We start from the raw sequence: 21,603 nt of genomic DNA, 5'->3' as shown, positions 1-21,603 counted from the left end.
CAAATGAGTGATATTGTCGTCAGTACAAAGACTTTTGAATTGGAGTCCGAGTATACACCCCAGGGCGATCAGCCTCATGCCATAGAGGAATTATTACAAGGCATCCGGCAGGGCAAGAAGCACCAGACGCTGCTGGGCGCAACGGGTACAGGTAAGACGTTTACCGTTGCACAAGTCATTTCTAAATTAAACCGCCCAACGCTAGTTATTGCGCACAACAAGACTTTGGCTGCCCAACTGGCGAGTGAGTTTAAGGAGTTTTTTCCGCATAATTCGGTAGACTATTTCGTCAGCTACTACGACTATTACCAACCAGAGGCGTATATTCCCTCCTCCGATACTTATATCGAGAAAGACTCCAGTATTAATGAAGAGATTGATAAATTGCGCCACTCCGCAACGAGCTCCTTGTTCGAACGGCGTGACGTTATTATTGTGGCGAGTGTGTCTTGTATTTACGGCCTCGGTTCGCCGATGGAATACGGAAGCTTGCTTTTGTCATTGCGGGTAGGAATGGAGAAGCCTCGAAATGAGATTTTGAGCAGACTAGTGGATATCCAGTACCAGCGTAATGATATCAATTTTGTACGCGGAACCTTCCGTGTACGTGGTGATGTGGTTGAGATTTTCCCGGCATCTCAGGGTGAGCATGCCATTCGGGTCGAATTGTTCGGTGATGAAATTGAGCGAATCACTGAGATTGATGTGCTGACGGGTGAACTGATCGGGGAACGCGATCATGTCGCTATTTTTCCGGCGTCTCACTTTGTTACCAAGGAAGAAACGATGCGAGTGGCACTGGTCAACATTGAGAAGGAGCTGGAAGATCGCTTAACGGTCCTTCGTGACGCAGGTAAACTTCTGGAAGCTCAACGTCTGGAGCAGCGAACACGTTATGATATTGAGATGATGAAGGAAGTGGGCTTCTGTTCGGGGATCGAGAACTATTCCGGACCGCTGACCTTCCGTGAACCTGGGGCAACTCCGTATACATTAATGGATTATTTTCCGGATGATATGCTGATCATTATTGATGAGTCCCATGTAACGCTTCCGCAGATTCGAGCGATGTATAACGGTGACCGTGCGCGTAAGACGGTGCTGGTAGAGCATGGTTTCCGTTTGCCGTCTGCGCTGGATAACCGTCCACTTCAATTCGAGGAATTCGAAGAAAAGGTGAAGCAAATTATATACGTCTCTGCGACTCCAGGACCCTATGAAATGGAACACTGTGATACTATGGTGCAGCAGATTATCCGGCCAACGGGTCTTTTAGATCCGATCATTGAGGTTCGTCCTACAGAGGGGCAGATCGATGATTTGATCAGTGAAATTCGCGAACGGGTGGAACGGGATGAACGTGTACTCGTCACCACGTTGACGAAGAAGATGTCGGAGGATCTGACGGATTACTTTAAGGAAATAGGAATTAAGGTTCGTTACATGCACTCTGATATCAAAACGCTGGAGCGGATGGCGATCTTACGTGATCTTCGTCTCGGTACATTCCATGTTTTAGTAGGGATTAACCTGCTAAGAGAAGGTCTTGACCTACCAGAGGTATCATTGGTTGCCATTCTCGATGCTGATAAAGAGGGCTTCCTTCGTTCCGAACGCTCGCTGATTCAGACGATTGGTCGTGCGGCCCGGAACTCCGAGGGTCGTGTAATCATGTACGGTGATCGAATCACTGATTCGATGGAGAAAGCGATGAGCGAAACATCGCGTCGTCGCGCCATCCAGATCGCTCATAATGAGAAACATGGTATTACCCCAACCACCATTAATAAAAAGGTGCGTGACATCATTGAGGCAACCAAAGTTGCCGAGTCTAAAGCGGATTACCTTACGGGTGTTGGTGGCAAGATGAATAAGAAAGAGAAACAAAGTCTGATTCAGCGTCTGGAAGCTGAGATGAAGGACGCAGCGAAGAACCTGCAATTCGAACGCGCAGCAGAGCTGCGTGACGCATTGCTGGAGCTTCGGGCTGAGTAACAAACGATAAACGCATCACCGATATTTAAAATATGTAATGAACGGTGCTGTCCAGGCCGTTCTTTTTGAATAAATAGATGGACGCGCATCCCAGTGCCCTGTGTAGTTAGCGCATCCCGCAGGGACAGCGTTCCACAGCGCTTCTGGCACTTACGCGCATCCCGTAGGGACAGCGTTCCGCAACGTTATAGCAGTTGCGGTAATCTCGCACTTTCCGCTCTTAGCTAGTGTGCGCCTAACGTCCAAGCGGTCCTGTAGGGATAAGCGATCTGAACGCCGTAGTCACTAAGTCCCGTCCCACCAACCTCCTTCACCAAAAAATGCGGGTGTCCAGAGGGTGCAACCCTTGGGGCCCTCCCTTGGAAGGGAGGGTTTGGGAGGGATCGAAAACGCTTTTGATAAAGCTTTGATATTAGATTCATTAAGGAGAGGTTCCGTTGGCGAACGATAATATTGTAATTAAAGGCGCGAGGGCGCACAATCTCAAAAACATCGATGTGACGATTCCACGTGACCGTTTCGTCGTGCTGACGGGACTGAGCGGATCAGGTAAGTCGTCGCTTGCATTTGATACCATTTATGCCGAAGGACAACGGCGTTATGTTGAATCTTTGTCCGCTTATGCTCGTCAGTTCCTGGGTCAAATGGAGAAACCCGATGTAGATTCCATAGACGGATTGTCCCCGGCGATCTCTATTGACCAGAAGACAACAAGTCGTAACCCGCGATCTACAGTAGGTACGGTAACTGAGATTTATGACTACTTACGGTTGCTTTTCGCGCGGATCGGTCACCCTCATTGTCCAGAGCATGGAATTGAGATTACTTCGCAGACCGTTGAACAAATGGTAGACCGGATTATGCAGTATCCAGAGAAGACACGTTTGCAGATCCTGGCGCCTATCATTTCAGGACGTAAAGGGGAACATAAGGGACTCTTCACAGATATCTCCAAGCAAGGCTTCGTACGTGTGCGTGTGGATGGAGAACTGCGAGATCTTTCTGAAGATATCGAGTTAGAGAAGAATAAGAAACACACTATCGAAGTTGTTGTTGACCGGATTGTCGTTAAAGATGATATGGAGACACGTCTTACAGATTCATTGGAGACGGCCCTGAAGCTTTCGGGTGGTAAAATCCTTGTGGATATTATTGGGCAGGAAGAGCTTCTCTTTAGCTCTAACTTTGCTTGTCCGGTGTGTGGATTCAGTATTGAAGAATTAGCACCGCGTATGTTCTCTTTCAACAGTCCATTCGGAGCCTGCACGGAGTGCGATGGTCTTGGTATGAAAATGGTGGTCGATCCAGACCTGCTTATTCCTGATGCTGAGAAATCCATTGAAGAGGGTGCTTTTTTAGCTTGGACCGGAAGTACCTCCAATTACTATCCGCAATTTCTAAAGTCTGTGTGTGAGCACTTTAATATTCCACAGAACGTTCCAGTGAGCAGTTTATCACCTGATCATATGAATAAACTACTGCATGGTACAGGTAGTGAGAAGGTACGCTTCAAATATGAGAATGATTTTGGACAAAAGAAAGATGCGATGGTTGCTTTTGAAGGGATTATTCCGAATCTGGAGCGTCGTTACCGGGAGACCGCATCTGACGGTATTCGTGAATTTATCGAAGGGTTTATGAGTGCTAAGCCTTGTCATGTCTGTAAGGGTAAACGTTTGAAGAAAGAAATTTTAGCGGTTACGATCAACGAACAAAATATTTCGGATATTACCGATCTCTCAATTGGTGACTGTCAGCATTGGTTTGAAGAAATAAAGTTAAGTGAGAAAGAGACAGCTATCGCCAATCTCATTCTTAAAGAAATCTGTAATCGTCTTGGGTTCTTGGTAAATGTCGGATTAGACTATTTGACACTTAGCCGCGCAGCAGGCTCACTATCTGGTGGTGAAGCACAGCGTATCCGGTTGGCGACTCAGATCGGTTCAAGCTTAATGGGTGTATTGTACATTCTGGATGAACCAAGTATTGGACTGCATCAGCGGGATAATGATCGCCTCATCTCAACCCTTGCGCATATGCGTGACTTAGGGAATACGCTGATTGTTGTAGAGCATGACGAAGACACGATGATGGCAGCGGATTATATTATTGATATCGGTCCCGGTGCAGGTATTCATGGTGGACAAGTTATGGCACAAGGGACGCCGGAAGAAATTATGAATGATCCGAATTCCTTAACGGGTGAGTATTTAAGCGGTCGTAAGTTTATTCCGGTAACCGCTAAGCGTCGCGCAACTGATGATCGCTGGATTGAAATCCGTGGTGCTAAAGAGAATAACCTGAAGAATGTGAATGTGAAGATTCCATTAGGTGTTTTTACTGCGGTAACAGGGGTATCGGGTTCGGGTAAATCCTCACTGATTAACGAGATTCTTTATAAGAGCTTGGCGCGTCAATTGAATAAAGCTGTGAAGGTTCGACCTGGTGAGCACAAAGAAATTCGGGGACTGGAAAATCTCGATAAAGTCATTGAAATCGACCAATCACCAATTGGGCGTACACCACGCTCTAACCCAGCAACCTATACGGGTGTATTTGACGATATTCGTGATCTGTTCTCGAAGACAAATGAAGCTAAAGTGCGCGGGTTCCAAAAAGGACGGTTTAGCTTTAACGTAAAAGGTGGACGCTGTGAAGCCTGCCGTGGAGACGGAATTATCAAGATTGAGATGCACTTCTTGCCGGACGTCTATGTTCCTTGCGAAGTATGTAAGGGCAAGCGTTATAACCGGGAAACACTAGAAGTGAAGTATAAAGGAAAAAACATTTCCGACGTGCTGGAGATGACGGTAGAGGATGCTACAGAATTCTTCGTGAATATTCCTCGTATTCATCGTAAAATGCAAACACTGATGGATGTTGGTCTTGGTTACATTAAGATTGGTCAGCCAGGTACTACTTTATCCGGTGGTGAAGCGCAGCGCGTGAAGTTGGCTTCCGAGCTATACCGTCGTAGTACCGGAAAAACACTCTATATTTTGGATGAGCCTACAACAGGTCTGCATGTGGATGACATTGGTCGTTTACTAGAAGTATTACATCGCTTGGTGGATTCTGGAGAATCGGTACTTGTCATTGAGCATAATCTGGATGTTATTAAGACCGCGGACTATCTCATAGATATGGGACCTGAAGGCGGCAGTGGCGGCGGAACTGTGCTGGCAACAGGAACACCAGAGAAACTCATTACCGTTGCGGAGTCTTACACAGGTAAGTATCTGAAGCCGGTTCTGATTCGTGATACAGAGCGTACCAAAGCTCTTATGCTTGAGACGGCGGAAACCACTTAAGCCATAAACAACAGTATGGTATAACTACCAAATAATAAAGGTCACGGCATTTCGCCGTGGCCTTATTGTTTGGTGTCCAAGATCATTATTTTGGGAAAACAATTGCCAGGTAAAATTACTTCAAGCTCAAAAACAACTTATCTGAAGTGAGTTTTCTAGTAAATGTTGTACGACTCCTATAAAAAGAAAACTAAATAATAGACGAGATAGGCATATGTAGAGCATGTCCGTCGTAAGATTTAGTGAGGAGCATGCTGTTGCTGTAAGTATACTTAATGGGTAATAGAATAACAGCAGGTCCAACGGTTCTTTGAAAAAATTATACAATTAGCTCTATCAAAAGCTCCGGCTACTAGATTGAGGAAAACCTCCCTAAAAAACTTGATGTTTGCAGCTTTTAAGCTCAAATTAGGGAAAATCCCCTTTTGATCGGGAGGATTTGTTCAATAAGATAGTATTCTCATGATTTTTAAGGAGCAATTCCCTAATCCATAAAAGCTCTAAGCTCCGAAAGCTAAGATTGAAGTTCAAATTAATAATCTTTATCTCATTTCTATGCTGTTAAATCATTTCAAAGACACTAACCAACTTCATTTAATTACCTTTATAGAGCAGAACACAATCTGTCCAGTCTGCGTTGTCCACACAATAAAACACCAAACGTCAATGAACAAAATCATTAATTTATCCGATTTTGCAGTAATAAAAGATATTTTTTGTGACAAATACATAATTTTTCTACAAAACCTATTGCATCGCCCAAATGGTAGCGATAACATAGAAGAGGATATGGGGAATACTGGATCTTGCTTGACAACATTTTTGAGGAGGTAAGGTAATGCTACTTGCAGAAGTTGCCGCGCAAGGACCGTCTAAATTTCATACCTTTGATGTTTTTATGATTTTATTCACCATCCTAATTTTGGTCGGAGTCATTCGGTTGCTGAGAGCTCCGCAGAAGAACAAGTTCGCCATTGGTTTCGGAGCGGTTAGTTTGCTGGTTTTTATAATCTCTGACTATGCCATGGTGATGCATTGGTTAAGTTAACGAAAGAACTAAACTGAACAGCTTTGCACCAAAAGACTCCTTTAACGCCGTGGGCGCATTGAAGGCGTCTTTTTTCAAATTATATATTGTAAAATTTATCCATGTGCAGAGAGGGTCTGGTGAAGGTCGATGAGGATTGGGGAGAAGCTGGTGAAGAAAGGATTGGGCCTGCTGCTGTGCGGTGTGTTGCTGTCAGGAGTATGGAGTGAGTCGGTTTATGCGTTTGGTAGTGCGGCAAAGACGGTTAGCACGGCGTCGACAGCCCAGAGAAGCAAAATTAAAAATTCGACAGCAGCAGAAGACCTCATACCAGGGATTATTAAAAATGTTACCCCTTCCGTAGTGGGCATTATCGGCAAAGACGATAGTGCTGGGAATAGCGGACCGGATGATCGGTACAATCTGACGCATGGTTCTGGCATTATTGTGAAATCGAACGGCTGGATTGTAACTAATGCACATGTCATCAAGGATCTGCAGAACGCCGTGGTAGTGACGTCGGATTCCAAAACCTACAGCATTAAAGAAACGTATCTCGATGAAGTAAGTGATCTGGCACTGATCAAAATCAATGCCACCTCCCTTAAACCTGCAAAGTTTATTCCATCGACCGGCAAAACAGTAGTTGGTGAGAAGGTAGTCGCCATCGGCACACCGATCAGTTTTTCACTAAGGAATTCTGCGACTGTAGGGGTTATAAGTGGTCTTAACCGTGAAGTAGATGCGGCTTATCGTCTGATTCAGAGTGACACAGCGATTAATCCCGGAAATAGCGGAGGTCCGCTAGTGAATATGAAGGGTGAGGTGCTCGGAATAAACAGCTTGAAATACTCAGCGGTGGGTGTGGAGAATATGGGCTTCTCTATTCCGGCAGACACCGTGCAGTATATTATGAACCAGCTTTTTAAGTACGGTGAAGTAAAGCATCCGAGTCTTGGACTGGAGTTAGAAGCGAGTTGGTCCTCCATTGTGGGCTTGCCAACGTTTGATCCACTGACCGTAACCAAGGTGGTTTCTCCTGAAGCACTTAAGGCGGGTGTTGCCGAAGACGATGTCTTGTACAGCATTGACGGTCACCGTGTGGTCTCACTAGTTGATATTAATGAATTGTTCAAAAGCTATTCTCCAGGTATGACGGTACGACTGGTTATGCAAAGTGAAGGGGATATCATTATCCGTAAGGTCGTGCTCACTCAGGGTGATCCCCTGTTAAGTGAAGAAGGTTCAGGAACAGATGGGGACGAGCATACGGAAGAATAATCAGGGAAACTCGTGAGGGGGACGGTAAATGGGCTTTAAAGTGTTAAAACAAGGATTGTGTGTGATACTGGCCTTACTATTATTATTTTCTATATTACCCCTACAAACAGCACGGGCAGCAGAAGCAAAGAAACTACAGCTGAGCCTTAAAGTTGGTAGTACATCAGCTACGGTGAATGGAAAAAAGGTGGCTATTGAGCGACCTTTTATAGAGAATGGAACGGTTATGGTTCCGCTTGGGGTTTTTAAAAAGACATTTGGCAGTACGGTTTCCTTAGAGGGAAATGATGTAGTGAAAGTAACGTACGGCTCTCATACAGGGTTGATGACAATGGGTAGTACTAGCGCCTGGAAGGATGAGACTAAAGTTAGACTCGGCTCCGCGCCTCGGATGGTTTCAGGTGTGCTAATGGTGCCGCTGCGTTTTGTGGCGAATGTACTGGGTGCAACTCTCTCCCAAGGGAACGGCGGTGAGCTAATAATTACCCTAGTTCCTGCAGACAATGAAGGAGATGTACCAGTGGATACAGGTATTGATAGTGATGTGGGGAAGACGCGAATTGGGAACAGCTACTATCAATGGACACTAAATTATCCGTCTGGACTGATTACTGGAAATAGCGGTGGAGATGAGAGCGTGGCTACCTTTTCGAGTGCTGACAATCTTTATTATTTGGAGATTCATGCAATTGATCAGGCGGTTTCGCTGGATGCAGATGGGCTTCTGGAACAACTAGTTGGGGAAGTCGAGGAAGGTGGGGAATTGATATTAGATCGGGAGTCGTTCCCCAAAGCCTCTGTGCCCTATGCGCGATTGGTCAGTAAAGATTCTAGCGGAGCGCTCTGGGAAAGCAGATTGATCTATGCAGAAGGTAGACTTTATGAGATTTATTTGACGGATGAAAAAGCCGTTAATTATAAAGACTTAGCTAAGTATTCGGGTTTGCTGAGCTCCTTTCGACCCTCTTTTGACACCAAGGATAACAAGATCCGTGATCTATCTACTGTAAAAAACGGTCTGAGCGAAGCCTACAATGAGGACTACGGCATTTCACTACAGGTTCCTGTTGCTTGGACTAAGGATGACCAGCATTTTTATTATGAAAGCAAACAAGGAAGTCATTTGAGTGTGGCGATTACATCGGCACCTGCTGGTTCTACACTAGAGAGCTGGGCTGAAGAGTTGAAGACAAAAACGCAGGAGAACTTTGTAGCGGATGCTTATATTTTTAAGGATATCAAGAAGTCTGAAATCTCCGGTGTACCTGCGCAAATAAGTGAGACACAGTTGAATTTCGGCAACGGGTGGACGACAGAATATCAGGTAATCGTGCTCAAGAATGGGTTCCGATACTATTTTGAATATGTGACATTTGCTGGACAAGAAGACGATAAGGCCAAATTTAAAGCCATTATAGCCTCAATTGATTTTGATTTTGATCACATGAAGGAGAACTTCGGGCGACTCGCTAGCGATGATTATAAGACACTCAAGAATAAAACGATAACCAAAGTATCCAAAAGATACGGCTATGCCATCGATATTCCACGCTTGTGGACGCCTAATCAAGATGTATTCGAGACTCAGTCAGTGGAGTATCGGTTCATCGGAGGACGCTTCCAGATCAGTTCAAAACCTGAGGGCTCCGTGGATTATACGGTTAATGTACTCAAGGATTCTTATCAAAATAAAAATAATGATCCTAAAGGCCCCCGCATTGAAAGTATAGTGGAATCTACCTTTGCAGGTGTTCCTGCTACGATCCTTACTGTGAATCAAATCAAGAATGGTGTTCCTCTCCGAAGTAAGCAAGTTGTTTTTGGCAAAAATGAGGTGGTCTATACGATTACTGTTGTGCTAAATGATGCCAATGCTACTACAGAACAGCAAGCGCTGCTGGATAAAACACTGCAATCGTTTCGGTTTACGGGGAATGAATAGTTTAGAGGTGATTGGAGTTCATGATTAACTGATAGTAGAGTGTAATTCAATTAGGTGAGAACGTCCTTATAGCCAAAATGGCGTGGGACGTTCTTTTCTTTATATAAATGTTGGTAAACACATGGCGCTGTGATGTGATATTTGATACAATTATCAAGTTAATCAACTAGAAATGACCCGCCACCTGGCGGTTTGGGAGGATATAAATGAAAGAGCAACAAATACGCAGAGAAGACGTGGAGCTGTTGGCACCTGCAGGTGACTGGGACTGCATGCGTGCGGCGGTAGCAAACGGAGCCGATGCTATCTTTTTTGGCGTAGAGAAGTTTAATGCACGGGCGAGAGCGAATAACTTTCGCATGGACGAGCTGACGGAAATTATGGCGTTTTTGCATAGCTATGGTGTGAAGGGTTTCCTGACCTTTAATATACTGGTTTTTGAAAATGAATTATCTGATGCGAAAGAACTGATTGACGCTTGTGTAGATGCTGGCGTGGACGCGGTGATTGTACAGGATTTAGGTTTGGTCAAAATGATCCGTGAAATCTCACCGGATTTCCCGATTCATGGTTCGACACAAATGACGATCACTTCACCGGAAGCGGTTGAGTTTACTAAGCCTTTTAGTTTGGAACGCGTGGTACTCGGTCGTGAGAACAATCTGAAGCAAATTAAGACGATTGGGGAACAAGCCCGCCTGCCGATGGAAGTATTCGTGCACGGAGCCTTATGTGTCTCTTATTCGGGTCAATGTCTAACTTCGGAAATGTGGGGTGGACGTTCCGCCAACCGTGGAGAATGTGCTCAAGCTTGTCGTCTGCCTTATGATCTGATGGTGGATGGAGAAGTTAAACCAATGGGTGATGTGACTTATTTGCTCTCCCCTAAGGATTTGGCAGCTATTGATCTTATGCCTGAGCTGATCGAGGCGGGTGTAACTTCTTTCAAAATCGAAGGCCGCCTCAAGAGCCCGGAATACGTTGCGAATGTAGTCAGTAAGTACCGTAAGGCAATTGATCGGTATTTTGATGGCGATCTGTCCAAACCATCGAAGGAAGAAGTTCGTGAACTGCAACAGAGCTTCTCCCGCGGTTTCACACATGGTTTCCTTGACGGAACAAACAATAAGAAGCTCGTAGACGGCACTTTCCCGAAAAGCCGTGGTGTATATCTCGGAACAGTTGAACAAATTCTTCGCGATGGCGTTGTCTGCCGTATTCATGCACCGCTGAAGCGTGGCGATGGCATCGTGTTTGATGCAGGGGATCCGACGAAAAAAGAAGAAGGCGGACGTGTATATGATCTTCGTCGTAAAGGTGTGAAACTTGAAGGCGAAGCCGGGGAAGGCTGGATCGTCGACATCGTAGCAGGACGTAACGATGTGGACCTGCGTCGTCTAAATGTCGGTGACCGCATTTGGAAGACGAATGACCCTGCATTAGACAAGGCGCTGCGCCAGACTTATGAAACCGAGAAGCCATACCGGGTATTCCCGGTACATGTGCGAGTGCAGGGCTGCGTAGGCGAGAAGCTGACCACATGGTGGACGGATGTTCAGAAGAACGTTACCGTCCGTGTGGACTCGGAGCTCGCGCTGGAAGCGGCGCAAAAGCGTCCGATGGATGCCGCGCTGCTGGAAGAACAATTCGGCCGCCTGGGCGGGACCGTGTTCCAGCTTGACGCGCTAGAGTCGCATCTGCAAGGCGACGTGATCGTCCCTATGCGCGAGCTGAACAGCATCCGCCGCCAAGCGGTGGAGCTGCTTGCGGGCGAGCGCCCGAAACCGCCCGTGTACGTGAAACGGGCGATCGAGGTCTATGGCGACGCTACCCGTAGGGGCGTCGCTCCGCAGCGCGCTGGTGAAGCGGAGCTCACCGCGCTGTGCCGCAGCCTGCCGCAGGTGCAGGCTGCACTCGAGGCCGGCGTGAGAAACATCTACGCCGACTTCGAGTTTATCAAGCAGTTCCCGGCAGCGGTAGATGCGGTACGGGCTGCAGGGGCCAGCATCGCGCTGGCCACACCGCGCATTCATATGCCGGGCGAGAACGGCTACCACGCCAATATTCTGCGCCTGCAGCCGGATGCTGTGTTAGTACGCAATACCGGCGCGCTGTATTATTATCTGCGCCGCCGCCAAGAACAGCCGGATGCCGTGCATCCACGCTTGATCGGCGATTTCTCACTGAACATTGCCAATCATAAGGCAGTGGATCTGTTCCTTGAGGCAGGCTGTGACATGGTAACACCATCCTATGACTTGAACATTCAACAGATGGTCGACCTGCTTGAGCACAGCAATACTTCTCGTATGGAGATTGTAATCCATCAGCATTTGCCGATGTTCCACACAGAGCACTGTGTATACTGTACCTTCATGAGTGAAGGCACAGACTATACGAACTGTGGCCGTCCGTGTGAAGAGCATCGTGCTTCCCTGCAAGACCGTATTGGAATGTCCCATCCAGTTCGTGTGGATGAAGGCTGCCGCAATACCGTCTATAATGCTGTTGAGCAGTCCGGTGCGGAGTATTTGAACAATTTCCGTGATCTAGGTGTATCCTCGTACCGAGTGGAGTTCCTGGAAGAGACACCAGAGCAAGTGGCTGAGGTAATTAGCCTATACAGCCGCGCACTTCGTGGCGAAATCTCTGGTACGCAGGTATGGAAGAGCTTGAAGGCTACCAACCAGCTTGGGGTTACTCGGGGACAATTGGTTAACGCGAAGTAATAAAGGTTAAAGAAACAGGGCTAGGTGACTACCAGTAGATACTGGTGTTGCTTGGCCCTTTTTTATAGAAATAATCTCGTCCTTATCATGATTTGCATATACTAGATAGTGTATCGTGAGAGTCAGCAAAGGGTTTAATCTTGTATAACATCTAAAATAATTCCCCACTTTCATGTTTGATTGGAATTGATATACAAATATAACAAACTATCTGACATTAATCTGCTATAACTGCTATAATTAAAGGAAATATGCCATTTTACTATACAGAGTATTTTAGATGGAAGAGTAACCGACAGAAGGAGTTAATGTGATGAAGATCCGTAAAGCCATTATCCCCGCTGCAGGTCTTGGTACCCGTTTTTTGCCTGCAACCAAAGCAATGCCTAAAGAAATGCTGCCGATAGTAGATAAACCGACGATCCAATATATTGTCGAAGAAGCCGTTGCTTCCGGAATCGAGGATATTATTATCGTGACGGGGAAAGGTAAACGGGCGATTGAAGACCACTTTGATAACTCTTTTGAACTAGAGTTTAATTTAGCAGAGAAGCAGAAGTGGGAACTTCTTGAGTCCGTTCGCAAATCCTCTGAAATGGCTGATATCCATTACATTCGCCAAAAAGAGCCAAGAGGTCTTGGACACGCGATTTGGTGTGCGCGTAAATTTATTGGAAACGAGCCGTTTGCAGTACTGCTGGGTGATGATATTGTTGAGTCGGAGAAACCCTGTCTCAAACAAATGATGGAAGTATATGAACAGTACAAATCCTCTATTGTGGGTGTCCAACCTGTGCCTTGGGAAGAAGTTTCCCGCTATGGATTGGTGGATGGAACTGAGTTGGCTGAGCGGGTCTATAAGGCCAATCGCCTTGTAGAGAAGCCGAAGAGAGAAGATGCTCCTTCTAATTTAGCAATTCTAGGGCGATATATCCTGACTCCACGCATCTTTGATATGCTTGGTGAGCAGCAGGTAGGTGTAGGTGGAGAAATTCAACTGACGGATGCCATCTCTCGTCTAAGTGAAGTGGAGCGGATTATTGCTTATGACTTTGAAGGTAAACGCCATGATGTAGGTGAGAAGATGGGCTTCATTCAGACCACTATTCATTATGCACTTCAGCATGAAGAGCTTAAAGATGACTTACTTCGTTATATGAAAGAGCTTGTAGATAGTGAAGTTGCTAAGGCTGGGCTTTAAATAGAACTCATATCATTGAAAAAAGCGCGCCGCTGTAATTACAGCGGCACGCTTTTTTGATTTCTTTCTGTTTTAGAATTGTGAATTTGCGATGGCCTCGATTTGTGCTGCTTCCGCAGGATCAGCTGCGATCAGTGAATTGTATATCGCCTGATCTTCGCCACCAGTTTTCGTCAATGCAGCAAGGTACCAACGGGCAATTTCACGATTCGTTGCATCTGCGAAATCTTGGCTTATGGCTGGTTTCAAGATGGAGACTGCATTTTGTAGTTGTCCAGACATATAATGAATTTTCCCTACCTTCAGTTTCACATCTGGAGTAAGAGTCTTGGAAAGTTCATTATCCGCAAGTACATGATTGTAGGCCAAAAGCCCAACGGCAAAGCCAGCTTTCATATTTTCTAATCTATCTTCATTATCTTGTTGTGCGTAAGCCGCTTGTCCTAAATCAAAAGAACGGCTGATGAGTGAACTGTACCAATCAATATTCCATGGAGTTTCACTATTCATAATATCCGTGTAATTAGCATCTGAACTAAGCTTCAGAGTTGTCTTTGCTGCATCTTCTTGCCCAGATAATAGCTGCATTTTTCCGACGTTCAAAGCCATTGCTGGTGTTACTGAGAAAGGACGCCCTTGCAATTGTTCTGGTGGAAGAGTCTTCAAATGTTCTATACCAGTGAGAACATGATCATAGGCTTCTTGAGCTTCATTGAAATACGCTTGTTTTTTTGTCTCATCCTTTTGGTTAAGGGCTTGCTGACCTAATGCAAAGGAACGGCTGATGAGAATATCATACCAACTAATATCCCAGTTGAACTTATCAGCATTATCACGGTAAACACCGTATGCAAGATCATTTTGACCTTTTAGGTCATAATAGGTTACTAACTGAGTTAAAATATTTTTGTTGTATGGTTCGTCCTCTAGTGCTCGAGTCAGTACACTATAAGCCTCATTTAGAAATTGTTCATCCTGATTCTGCTTAAAAACTTGTAGATCTAACGAGGATAGGTATAAGACTGATTCTGGATGACCTGGACGTGTTTTTAAAGCCTCAGTTAATGGTTTCTTAATTTCCTCGTAAGAATTACTAACCCCGATTAGATTTTTACCCTTTAGGGCTGCGTTACTGGAACCAATATAGCTAATCGAGAGGAATATCAAGAATACAGTTCCTACTGTAAGAACAGCGGAATATCCAAGCCGAAAACCAGTTTTATTCCAACTTTTACGTAGCTGTTTACTATCCATGACAACTGCCATGCCTGCCAGTCCAAGGAAGACGAGTATTCCCATAAAGGCATAACTCATATTGAAATCTAGTAGACTGTGCACAAGAATAGATAGAGCAATAATGAGATAGAAGAAGCCATTCTCAAAATCATTTTTATCCCGTTTCACATACCCTCGGATATATTTATAGAAAATATACAAAATGAATCCCATAAATACGATGAAACCAAGGATCCCAACTTCTATTAAATATTGTAAAAAGAAGTTATGCACCTGTCGGCTAGTGTAAGGGTTGTTTTGATAGTGCTCATATAATGAGGACCATCCACCACCACCAGCACCAAGAATCGGATAATCCTTAACTACCTTCATGGCATCTTTATAAAAAGTAATCCGCTCAAGAACACTATGTTGCTGGAAATTGATGTTCTCAAGACGAGTTGCCATATTGCTAGGTAAGATATTTTTTGCGCTTGTACCTATTAGTAGGAAAGCTACAATTCCAACGAGTGCAACAGAACCAAGTGGGATCCATAGACCTGTTAGTTTACGTGACGACCAATTACTGAGTTTTTTCTCCAGCCAAGGGGCGACAAACCTCTGAATGACCCAAGATACTACAGCTACAGCGATTGAAGCTCCAAGCAGGTATCCCCAGCCTTTCAAGGCGCCAGCAGAAGTGAAGTTCGTATTTAATTCTAATCCTAGGTTAGTCACAGGAGTCGTTATCACCAACGAAACAATACCGGCCACACCAAGATGTATAATCCAAAGGATTTGCTGTGCAGGTTTTAAGAATAAGAGCAGTAATATAAATACAACAGGAAGTAATACTAGACCACCGCGGGATAAAGTTAATAAGATCGAAACAATGATGGGAACTAACATAAAGCTATGTGTTAGTGTTCCGTACCATTTTTTAGAACGAATAAGCGCGAATACAGCTACAAATAAAAAAGCCATTAAGAAGGCCGCGTAGGTATTTGCATATTGGAAGATCGAAGTCAGACGAAGTCCATTAGAGTCCGTCATTACTGCATCTAAGTAAATATTATTTCTTACGGTGTTTGAGAACCAACCCACTAGAGCTCCCGCTAGTTTGTTACTCCCCAACCAATTTAGTAGTCCAAACCCTACTATGAAATAAGCAATTGCTAGAATGGCATTTTGAATGACAACATTTACTTGCTTTTGCTTCAAGAGATAAAAGGCTATAATGAAGACTGCTACATACATGCTCTGAACAAACAACATATTCATCGCCATATAATGCGAAACTGCGACAAACAATGATAGAGCATAAGTAAGAGGTAGTAATATTGAAGCTGAAGCTAATAAATCCCTCTGTTCATCTAGTTTGAATTTTTTGAAGTATAAGCCAACGCAGACTAGCAGCAAAAGTCCACTTACTAGTGCTGACACATATATAGGCTTCTCGAAGTCTAACTGCTGTCCGTTAAATAATCCCACTTGAAATGGGGCCCAACATAAAAATAAAATAAAAGCAACAACCAAGGCCCATATCGGACTTGCTGTCTTTTCAACATTTCTCGACTGAGCGGCGTTTTTACCGTATACTGGTTTCGACACGTTATAATCTCCTTTTCCTGTAGGTACGACAATATTTTAGCATAAATGTATTTACAGAGTCTTCTCTATTTATTGCGTTATATCGTAAAAGTTTACTCAGTATTTTAATGAATGTAAATATTTGGCCTGAGACCTTTAGATCATAGGGATCTAAAGGTCTCAGGCCAATAGTTTGTAATCTCGTATGTGTTTTTCTAGTTTTTTGCATTTATTCTGAATAAGTGAAGTTTAAGACGGCATCTGCTAAAAGTGGTGCCTTCTCGTCTTTAGCTGATAGTACAGGAATAACAACATCCAACGGCCACTTGATGTCTATTGAAGGATCGTTCCATAGAATTCCCCCGTCACACTCAGGTGAATATAATTCGTCAACTTTATATTGGACTTCAACATCTTCGACCAAGGTCATAAATCCATGAGCAAATCCTTTGGGAATGAGTAATTGTTTTTTGTTTTCAGCACTTAGTTCAATTCCAAACCATTGGCTGTAAGTCGGGCTTCCTTTGCGTAAATCGACAGCTACATCAAATATTGAACCTCGTGTACACCGAACTAGTTTAGTTTGAGCTTTTGTGTTCAACTGATAATGAAGTCCACGAAGAGTCCCTTTAGTGGCAGAATACGATTGATTATCTTGGACAAAGTCAAAAGAGATCCCTTGTTCTTTGAACTTTTTCTCACTATATGTCTCCATGAACCAACCCCGATGATCACCGAATATTGCTGGTTCAACAATTAGAACGCCAGGCAATGTTGTTTCTGTAAATTTCATTCCATCCACACTCTCTATAGTTTAGTATTGAATTTTTCCGGTTGCGACTTTAATGAGATATTGGCCATATCCGGTTTTACTTAACTTATGTCCACAATTCAAGAGATGTTCTTTTGTGATCCATCCATTGATATATGCGATCTCCTCGGGAGCTGCGATTTTGATACCTTGGTGTTCTTCAATTGTTCTTACAAAATTAGTAGCATCGACTAAACTTTGATGAGTTCCAGTATCCAGCCATGTAAATCCTCGACCTAAAAGCTCTACATCCAACTCTCCTAGTTTAAGGTATTCTTCATTTACTGAGGTAATCTCTAGTTCTCCTCTTGAGGAGGGTTTTACATTTTTTGCGATCTGCACAACGCGATTATCGTAAAAATAGAGACCTGTTATCGCATAATTAGATTTAGGGTTCTCAGGTTTTTCCTCTACACTTAGAACTTTACCGTTCTCATTAAACTCTACAACACCGAATCGCTCTGGGTCCTGCACATGATAGCCGAAAACGGTAGCTCCTTTTCCCTTATCAGAAGCTCGTTTTAGCATTTTTCGAATTCCGTTTCCATAATAGATATTGTCACCTAGAATCATAGCAACGGAGTCATCTCCAATAAATGTCTCTCCTAGAATAAAGGCCTGGGCTAAGCCGTCCGGATTCGGCTGAACAATGTATTTTAGTGAAATTCCGAATTGCGAACCATCACCTAGTAGATCTGAAAATCTCGGTGTATCTTCAGGGGTGGAAATAATTAAGATATCTCTTATCCCTGCAAGCATTAAGGTAGATAATGGATAGTAAATCATTGGCTTGTCGTAAATTGGAAGCAATTGTTTACTTGTAACCATGGTTAAGGGGTATAAGCGTGTACCGCTACCACCTGCTAAGATAATACCTTTCATTCTTAACTCAACTCTCCCTAAGTAATTTGATGTTAATATTATTATTAATGAAATGGGTAGTTTGTTGTTTGAGGAACTGAAACGTATTTATAATATTTCATTTACCCATTAGTAATTTTACTCTAATTATTTCTGACCTGTCCATTTTATTGCCAAAATAGCTTTTTTAGAAATTAGGGTTTGGCTGGAGAAAACAACCTTACTCTAACATATATTTGTTGACCCATAGTCTAATATGATAACATAGATATGTTTTGTAGATGTAGTTAATTGTAAAAAATACCGGTTTTATGGGGAAGTCTTCAAAGTTGTTGCTATGCTTGAACGTTTGGTGGCAGATTCGTATAACGTTAAATAATCCCACTTGAAACCTAGGCCATTTTAAAAATAGAATAAAGTCAAGAATTAACACCTGAAATGATATTGAACATCATTCAACATTTCTCGACTGCGAGCTTTTTTTACCGTATACTGGATTCGACAACGTTATTACCTTTTCCCATAGTTATGAGAACTAGAACATGCTCAAAAATAAAAAAAATGGGATGCTCTTTAATACATTCCTTAAAAATATAAAAAAATTATCATGTTGTAAAATTGAGAGGAAGAGAAGGATTATAGTATGAAAAATGGAAAAATATTATTAATTGTATTGTTTTTAGGATTATTTTCGCTGATATATTACGAGATTACTCATGTATATGGAACTTCCGCTAATCAAATTATTTCTTTGCCTAAACAGGATAAGAATATAAATGCTGGTATTGATAAATCTGATGTGAGAAAGACGAAGTTTAAAAAACTGATAGATATAGAAGGATGGGCGTACATTAATAATATTGGAGCCGATCAACAAAATGTATTTATAGTTTTGACTTCTGAAAACAATCAATATATATATAATACAGAAAAAGTCTTCCGAGGAGATCTGCCCAGCGCACTTAATGACCAAGAAAACAATATAGAGAATGCTGGATTTAAAGGTTTAATTGATACGAGTGATATAGTAGCTGGATCATATCAAATAGGCTTTTATATTGAAAATGGATCGCGTAAGGAATTTTCTTTGTCCGGTATTGCTGTAGTGAAAAATAATAGCAAAATAGATTTTAAAGAAAATTTGAGTAATACAGTTGATTTAATATTAGATAAAGCGAAAGATAAGGTCCAGGTTAATATTGAAGAAGTGAAAAAAGAAAATGGCATCTTTAAGGTAAAAGGCTGGGGATTTTTAGAAAATGGGTCTCCTGAAACTTCTCAAACTTATATAGTTTTAAAAAGGGGGGAGAGTTTATTTGTATTTGATACGCAACTACAGATCCGTAAGGATGTGACAGCAAACTTTGGCGGTAAAACTGATTTGGATCGTAGTGGGTTTTTAGCGAAGATAGGTGAAGAAAGTATTGGAAAAGGTAAATTCCAAATTGGAATCTATATAAAAAATGGTCCTCTGACTGGTTTATATTGGTCAAAAGAAAGTATAGGTGAGTAGAATAATGTTTAGTGTAAGAAGGTTTTCGGGAGAAATGTATAATAGTAGGAAAATGATCACATCTTTAGCTACGAATGATTTTAAAATGAAGTATGCAGGATCTTACTTAGGCATAGTATGGGCATTTATACAGCCGATTGTTACCATCTTAGTATATTGGGCTGTTTTCCAGGTTGGGTTTCGCTCAGGTCAAGTGGAAAAGGTTCCGTTTATTCTATGGTTGATGTCAGGGCTAATTCCTTGGTTTTTTCATTACGAAGCTATGACAAGCGCTACAAATTGCTTCTTTGAATATAGTTACTTAGTGAAAAAAGTCTTATTTAAAATAAGTATTCTACCTATTGTAAAAATACTATCAGCATTTTTTGTTCACATCTTTTTCGTAGCAGTTATGCTGCTGATATTTGCGATTTACGGGGTATATCCTACTGTATATTCGCTTCAGTTAATTTATTATATGGGGTGCCTTGTAGCGATAACCATAGCTTTGAGTTATATAACATCTTCAATAGTTGTTTTTGTTAAAGATTTTGGGCAAATAGTTGGGATAGTACTACAATTTGGAATATGGGTTACTCCAATTATGTGGAATTATAAAATGGTATCTGAAAACTGGCGGTGGGTTTTTAAAATTAATCCTATATACTATGTTGTCGAAGGATACAGAGATGCCATGTTCAATCATGTTTGGTTTTGGGAAAAAGGAAACGAAACATTATGGTTTTGGAATTTGACGCTGATTTACTTTGTAATAGGATTTATAGTATTTAAAAAGTTGAAGATGCATTTTTCGGATGTATTGTGAGGAGTTTCAATATGAACAATATCTCGATTAATATTAAAAATGTCAATAAAGTTTATAAGTTGTATGATAAGCCAATCGATAGATTAAAAGAATCATTAAGTTTTTCTAAAAAAAGTTATCATAGGGATTTTCACGCTTTAAGGGATATATCATTTGAAGTAAAAAAGGGAGAAACCGTAGGGATTATCGGAAAAAATGGATCAGGTAAATCAACTTTATTGAAAATAATTACTGGGGTTTTATCTCCATCTTCTGGAGAAGTTACTGTTAACGGTAGAATCTCAGCATTACTAGAATTAGGTGCAGGTTTTAATCTTGAGTATACGGGAATACAGAATATTTACTTAAATGGAACGATGATGGGATATTCAAATGAAGAGATAGAGAAGAAAATCCCGGCAATAATTGAATTTGCTGATATTGGTGATTTTATTAACCAACCTGTAAAAACTTACTCTAGTGGAATGTTCGCAAGACTAGCATTTGCAGTTGCCATTAATGTCGAGCCTGACATATTAATAGTTGATGAAGCATTAAGTGTGGGGGATATTTTTTTTCAAAATAAATGTTTTAAAAAGTTTGATGAACTTAAAGAGAAAAACACAACAATAATTTTTGTTTCACATGATATTGGCAGTATAAGGCAGATGTGTAGTAGAGTTTTGTGGTTAGATTCATCAACACAAATTACGTATGACGATAAAGAAGTGGTTTGTGCGCAATACCTTAACAAAAGATTTTCTGAAAATAACGAAATGAACAGTAAATTAATTGACCAGTTCGAATATAAGAGTATTAAATTAAATGAAGCGGATACTCAATTAGTTAGTTTTCCAAAAATTGTCCCAAAGGAAAATAGCGTTTTTTCAGATAGTATTGAAATGCTCTCCTTTTTTATTACTGAGAGTAATGGTAAAATCACTGAGGAATTGGAAGTCGATAATACTTACAGTTGTCATATTGTTGCTAATTTGAAAGAAGATTTAGATCATTTGATCGCAGGGTTCGTATGGGAAAGTAATAGAGGTGTCTCTTTATTTGCTATTAACACGTATATGGAGAATAGTGTTAATTTTAATGCTAGAAAAGGTGAAGTTATTGAAATAATTTTTGAATTTAAATTACCTAGAATAATGAAAGGTGATTATCTGTTAAGCCCAGCAATAGCACAAGGAACTCAAGATAATCATGTTACTCTTACCTGGCTGACAAATGTGAAAAAAGTAGAAGTTAGCAATTCAAGTTATAATCTTTCACTAGTTGAAATTGAAGCTAATTCGACTTTATATAAGCACAAAAGCGAACATGTAGTTTTTGAATAA

13 protein-coding genes are annotated in these 21,603 nt (G+C 42.1%); 10 read left to right on the top strand and 3 right to left on the bottom strand.

Going from position 1 to position 21,603, the window contains the following annotated elements:
- The first annotated feature begins 3 nt into the window (after positions 1–3).
- The 7 genes from uvrB (at position 4) to galU (ending at position 13,486) form a co-directional block, all read left to right on the top strand.
- Positions 4–1,995 carry an excinuclease ABC subunit UvrB gene (uvrB, locus tag NSU15_RS28180; RefSeq protein WP_042131282.1) on the top strand — a complete coding sequence of 664 codons (1,992 nt, stop codon included), beginning with the start codon at positions 4–6 and terminating at the stop codon, positions 1,993–1,995.
- A gap of 437 nt (positions 1,996–2,432) precedes the next feature.
- The gene (uvrA, locus tag NSU15_RS28175) at positions 2,433–5,306 is read left to right on the top strand and encodes an excinuclease ABC subunit UvrA (protein WP_339288315.1); all 2,874 of its coding nucleotides are present in this window, start codon (positions 2,433–2,435) and stop codon (positions 5,304–5,306) included.
- A gap of 838 nt (positions 5,307–6,144) precedes the next feature.
- On the top strand, positions 6,145–6,354 hold the full coding sequence (locus NSU15_RS28170) for a DUF2759 family protein (protein WP_042131279.1): 210 nt from the start codon (positions 6,145–6,147) through the stop codon (positions 6,352–6,354).
- Positions 6,355–6,504: 150 nt separating this feature from the next.
- On the top strand, positions 6,505–7,614 hold the full coding sequence (locus NSU15_RS28165; protein ID WP_249923521.1) for a trypsin-like peptidase domain-containing protein: 1,110 nt from the start codon (positions 6,505–6,507) through the stop codon (positions 7,612–7,614).
- 28 nt (positions 7,615–7,642) lie between these two features.
- The gene (locus NSU15_RS28160; protein WP_076119157.1) at positions 7,643–9,556 is read left to right on the top strand and encodes a stalk domain-containing protein; all 1,914 of its coding nucleotides are present in this window, start codon (positions 7,643–7,645) and stop codon (positions 9,554–9,556) included.
- A 206-nt stretch (positions 9,557–9,762) separates the two neighbouring features.
- A complete protein-coding gene (locus tag NSU15_RS28155) occupies positions 9,763–12,285 on the top strand; it encodes a U32 family peptidase (RefSeq protein WP_339288313.1) in 2,523 nt (840 codons plus the stop codon).
- 313 nt (positions 12,286–12,598) lie between these two features.
- Complete coding sequence (gene galU / locus NSU15_RS28150) at positions 12,599–13,486, top strand: UTP--glucose-1-phosphate uridylyltransferase GalU (RefSeq protein ID WP_042131276.1); 888 nt, start codon at positions 12,599–12,601, stop codon at positions 13,484–13,486.
- 72 nt (positions 13,487–13,558) lie between these two features.
- On the opposite strand, the gene NSU15_RS28145 is transcribed toward galU, so the two are convergent.
- The 3 genes from NSU15_RS28145 to rfbA form a co-directional block, all read right to left on the bottom strand.
- Positions 13,559–16,312, bottom strand: a complete 2,754-nt coding sequence (locus tag NSU15_RS28145) for an O-antigen ligase family protein (RefSeq protein ID WP_042131275.1) — start codon at positions 16,310–16,312, stop codon at positions 13,559–13,561.
- A gap of 208 nt (positions 16,313–16,520) precedes the next feature.
- On the bottom strand, positions 16,521–17,084 hold the full coding sequence (rfbC, locus tag NSU15_RS28140) for a dTDP-4-dehydrorhamnose 3,5-epimerase (RefSeq protein WP_042131274.1): 564 nt from the start codon (positions 17,082–17,084) through the stop codon (positions 16,521–16,523).
- A 21-nt stretch (positions 17,085–17,105) separates the two neighbouring features.
- On the bottom strand, positions 17,106–17,984 hold the full coding sequence (gene rfbA, locus NSU15_RS28135; RefSeq protein ID WP_042131273.1) for a glucose-1-phosphate thymidylyltransferase RfbA: 879 nt from the start codon (positions 17,982–17,984) through the stop codon (positions 17,106–17,108).
- A 622-nt stretch (positions 17,985–18,606) separates the two neighbouring features.
- Between rfbA and NSU15_RS28130 the strand changes: the two genes are divergently transcribed.
- Genes NSU15_RS28130 through NSU15_RS28120 form a run of 3 tightly spaced genes read left to right on the top strand, consistent with a single transcriptional unit; the run spans position 18,607 to position 21,603 of the window.
- Positions 18,607–19,476, top strand: coding sequence for a hypothetical protein (locus NSU15_RS28130; protein ID WP_042131272.1), 870 nt, complete (start codon positions 18,607–18,609; stop codon positions 19,474–19,476).
- A 52-nt stretch (positions 19,477–19,528) separates the two neighbouring features.
- Positions 19,529–20,281 carry an ABC transporter permease gene (locus NSU15_RS28125; protein WP_339288310.1) on the top strand — a complete coding sequence of 251 codons (753 nt, stop codon included), beginning with the start codon at positions 19,529–19,531 and terminating at the stop codon, positions 20,279–20,281.
- Positions 20,282–20,292: 11 nt separating this feature from the next.
- On the top strand, positions 20,293–21,603 hold the full coding sequence (locus NSU15_RS28120) for an ABC transporter ATP-binding protein (RefSeq protein WP_042131270.1): 1,311 nt from the start codon (positions 20,293–20,295) through the stop codon (positions 21,601–21,603).

Source organism: Paenibacillus sp. FSL E2-0201 (assembly GCF_037963325.1).
Lineage (GTDB): Bacteria > Bacillota > Bacilli > Paenibacillales > Paenibacillaceae > Paenibacillus_AQ.
The sequence above is the reverse complement of the archived record's forward strand: the minus strand, read 5'-3'. Positions and strand labels throughout refer to the sequence as shown.

What these genes read in the sequence shown, in the direction of transcription:
- NSU15_RS28155 (WP_339288313.1), top strand. Translation starts at nt 9,763, where the DNA reads ATGAAAGAGCAACAAATACGCAGAGAAGACGTGGAGCTGTTGGCACCT.
- galU (WP_042131276.1), top strand. Translation starts at nt 12,599, where the DNA reads ATGAAGATCCGTAAAGCCATTATCCCCGCTGCAGGTCTTGGTACCCGT.
- NSU15_RS28120 (WP_042131270.1), top strand. Translation starts at nt 20,293, where the DNA reads ATGAACAATATCTCGATTAATATTAAAAATGTCAATAAAGTTTATAAG.
- NSU15_RS28125 (WP_339288310.1), top strand. Translation starts at nt 19,529, where the DNA reads ATGATCACATCTTTAGCTACGAATGATTTTAAAATGAAGTATGCAGGA.
- rfbA (WP_042131273.1), bottom strand. Translation starts at nt 17,984, where the DNA reads ATGAAAGGTATTATCTTAGCAGGTGGTAGCGGTACACGCTTATACCCC.
- NSU15_RS28160 (WP_076119157.1), top strand. Translation starts at nt 7,643, where the DNA reads ATGGGCTTTAAAGTGTTAAAACAAGGATTGTGTGTGATACTGGCCTTA.
- NSU15_RS28130 (WP_042131272.1), top strand. Translation starts at nt 18,607, where the DNA reads ATGAAAAATGGAAAAATATTATTAATTGTATTGTTTTTAGGATTATTT.
- NSU15_RS28170 (WP_042131279.1), top strand. Translation starts at nt 6,145, where the DNA reads ATGCTACTTGCAGAAGTTGCCGCGCAAGGACCGTCTAAATTTCATACC.
- rfbC (WP_042131274.1), bottom strand. Translation starts at nt 17,084, where the DNA reads ATGAAATTTACAGAAACAACATTGCCTGGCGTTCTAATTGTTGAACCA.
- uvrB (WP_042131282.1), top strand. Translation starts at nt 4, where the DNA reads ATGAGTGATATTGTCGTCAGTACAAAGACTTTTGAATTGGAGTCCGAG.